Source organism: Kitasatospora sp. NPDC056800 (assembly GCF_042789775.1).
GTDB lineage: Bacteria > Actinomycetota > Actinomycetes > Streptomycetales > Streptomycetaceae > Kitasatospora.
In genome coordinates, this window is the sequence record NZ_JBHUAL010000381.1 from 1 (window position 1) to 2769 (window position 2769).

General features: G+C 74.6%; 2 protein-coding genes. One reads left to right on the forward strand and one right to left on the reverse strand.

Going from position 1 to position 2769, the window contains the following annotated elements; genetic code table 11:
* Positions 1 to 17: 17 nt before the first annotated feature.
* On the reverse strand, positions 18 to 1532 hold the full coding sequence (locus ACFRQN_RS40430) for a purple acid phosphatase family protein (protein ID WP_380745632.1): 1515 nt from the start codon (positions 1530 to 1532) through the stop codon (positions 18 to 20).
* A 574-nt stretch (positions 1533 to 2106) separates the two neighbouring features.
* Here ACFRQN_RS40430 and ACFRQN_RS40435 point away from each other — a divergent pair.
* Complete coding sequence (locus ACFRQN_RS40435; protein ID WP_074002499.1) at positions 2107 to 2724, forward strand: transglycosylase family protein; 618 nt, start codon at positions 2107 to 2109, stop codon at positions 2722 to 2724.
* Positions 2725 to 2769 lie beyond the last annotated feature (45 nt).

Below are 2769 nucleotides of genomic sequence, written 5' to 3' on the forward strand. Positions count from 1 at the left end.
CCTCGACGACGGGCGCGCTACCGGCGGGCGCCGGCGACCGACGCGCTACCGGCGACCGACCGGTCCTGGGAGTCCTCGCCCTGGTCGTCGTCGCCCCAGCCGTCACTGCGGTCGCGGTACAGGGTGAAGCGGTCGTACAGCACCGGCGTCGGGAGCGGGGCGGCGGCGGTGGCCGGGACGGAGTGGTAGTAGCTGACGGTGATGGCGGTCCGGCCGCCGGGCACCGTCCCCGGGTCGACGTCGAAGACCGCGACGCCGTAGGGGTAGCGGGTGTCCGGGTCGGTGACGGCGGACCAGTGGGCCTTCTCCTTGGCGTCCGGGTCGGCCTTGTAGGTGAGGCGCTGGGTGCGGACGGTGGCCTCGCGGACGCCGTCGGCGTCGGCGGGCAGGTAGACGTCGTCGTGCCCGGCGGTGCCGCCGCCGCCGAGGATCAGGTGGACGGTGCCCTGCGAGGTGTCGATCTGCCGCAGGTCGTCGTCGGCGACGGCCGGGGTGAGCAGGCCGCCGGGGGCGGTGCCGCGCACCGGGTGGGTGCGCTCGTAGTCGTGGTCGTGGCCGGCCAGCACGAGGTCGACGCTGTGGCGGTCGAGCAGCGGCAGCAGCTTCTCCCGGATGCCCATGTCGCCGCCGTGGCTCTGGGCGGAGGAGGACATCGCGAACTGGTGCAGGTAGACCACGATCCAGTCCACCGAGCTGCCACCCCGGGCCCGCGTCAACAGCCGGTCCAGCCAGCGGAGTTGGGCACCGTCGCTGTACCCGCTGATGTAGATGGACTGCCCGGTGGCCGGGTCGATGCTGGCGTCGTCCTCGACCGCGATCTCGTTGCCGTCCAGGCTGACGAAGAGCACCGAGCCGATCTGGAAGCCGTACCAGGTGCCGCAGTGGTCACGCGTGCCGTTGTCCGGCAGCTCGAAGCGGGTCAGGTAGGAGGCGTAGCCGAGCTCCCCGCCACCCGCCTCGACCTCGTGGTTCCCGGGTGTGGGCATCCACGGGCGGTGGGCGGCCGATGCGGACATGTTGTTCATGAACGCGTTCCAGGCCTGCGGCTGGCGCTGCGGGTTGTTGTTGGCGTACGCGAGGTCGCCGTTGAGCAGGTGGAACAGCGGGTCGAACCCCTCGACCTGACGGACCGCCGCCGCGCCGTGGATGGAGGACTTGCTGAACACGTTGTCGCCGGTGCCGAGGTCGCCGAAGCTGGTGAAGCGGAACGCGGCCCGGCCGGGCGCGGGGGCGGTGCGGAAGGTGCCGCGGACCGGCTGGGCGCCGTCGTGCAGCACCTCGTAGACGTACGTCGTGTCGGGCCGCAGGCCGTCCAGGCGGGCGTGGTGGGTGAAGGTCTCGACCTTGTTGAGGCCGTCCACGTAGCTGCGGCTGCGCGCGTGCACCGTCCGGCCGGCGCCTTCGCGCGGGGTGCCGATCCGCACCCGGGGACGGTTCACGGACGCCGCCGTCGCCCAGGAGACCGTCATCTCGCGGGAGGGCTCGTCGCCCCACTGGAGGTGGATCTGCTCCGGGCCGGGCGTACCGGCCACCGCCGGCTGGGTCCACAGCAGGGTGGACGCGGGCAGCGCGGCGAGCGCACCGGCCGCCGCACCGGTGCGAAGGACCGTCCTTCGAGACGTACGGGATGTGCGGGAAGTACGAGAGGGTTGTGCCGCCACTGCCGCCTCCTGGGCTCGGGGAAACGCCGAGGAGGCTCCCAGCCGCACCGCACGGCCGGGTCACGCCCAGCCGTGCGGACGGCGAACGGCAGCCGAACGGCGGGTGGCCGGGAACCCTCGGTGCACGACCTTGTCCCCGGTCGGCCGGGCGGCGCGGGAGCCCCGAGGTCGCGGCGCGCGGGCCGGGGCCGCGACGACGGCCGCCGGCGCCGGAAGCGGGCGGCAGGCGCACCAGCGGCGAGGTGACGAGGCACCAAAGCGACGAAACGGCAAGGCGACGAGGAGTACGGCCGATCGGCCGCCGACCACCGGGGTGGCCCCGGACCGCCGTGCGGGTGACCCGTCGGACGTGTCGTCCACGGAACGCACCGTCCGGCGTGCATGGGTGGGAGTGCGCCGCCCCCGTGGACGGCGCCGGTCTTGTCCCCGAGTCTGAGAGCCGCCCATGCCTCCCACCGTTCGCCTGCGCCGCATCGTCCCGACCGCGCTCTGCGCCCTCACCGTGGCCCTCGCCGCCCCCGCGGCCCACGCCGCGCCGCCAGGCCGCGACAGCCGGTCCGACCCCGGGAGGGAGGGCGGCGGCTCGTACGACTGGGACCGCGTGGCGGCCTGCGAGAGCAGCGGAAACTGGCGCATCAACAGCGGCAACGGCTACTACGGCGGCCTCCAGTTCGACCAGCCCACCTGGCGGGAGAACGGCGGCCTCGGCTACGCCCCGCGCGCCGACCTCGCCAGCCGCGAGCAGCAGATCGCCGTCGCCCAGCTCCTGGCCGAACGTCGCGGCCTCTCCCCCTGGCCCGTGTGCGGCGCCCGCGCCACCCACGGCCAGGGCCGCGACAACGCCCCGCCGCCCCCGGCCCACGCCCACACCCACACCCACGCCGCCCCGGTCGAGTCCGAGGACGGCACCTGGACGGTCCGCGAGAACGACACCCTCGCCGACCTCGCCGAGTCCCTGCGCGTCCCCGGCGGCTGGCCGGCGCTCTACGAGCTCAACCGCGACGCGGTCGGCGAGGACCCGGACCTCATCCATCCCGGACTGGTCCTCGAACTCCCCTCCTAGGACCGGTCGAACCCGACCGCCGCCCGCGCCCGCCCAGGCGCGGGC

Coding starts and splice junctions, on each gene's coding strand:
- ACFRQN_RS40435 (WP_074002499.1), top strand. CDS start 2,107: ATGCCTCCCACCGTTCGCCTGCGCCGCATCGTCCCGACCGCGCTCTGC.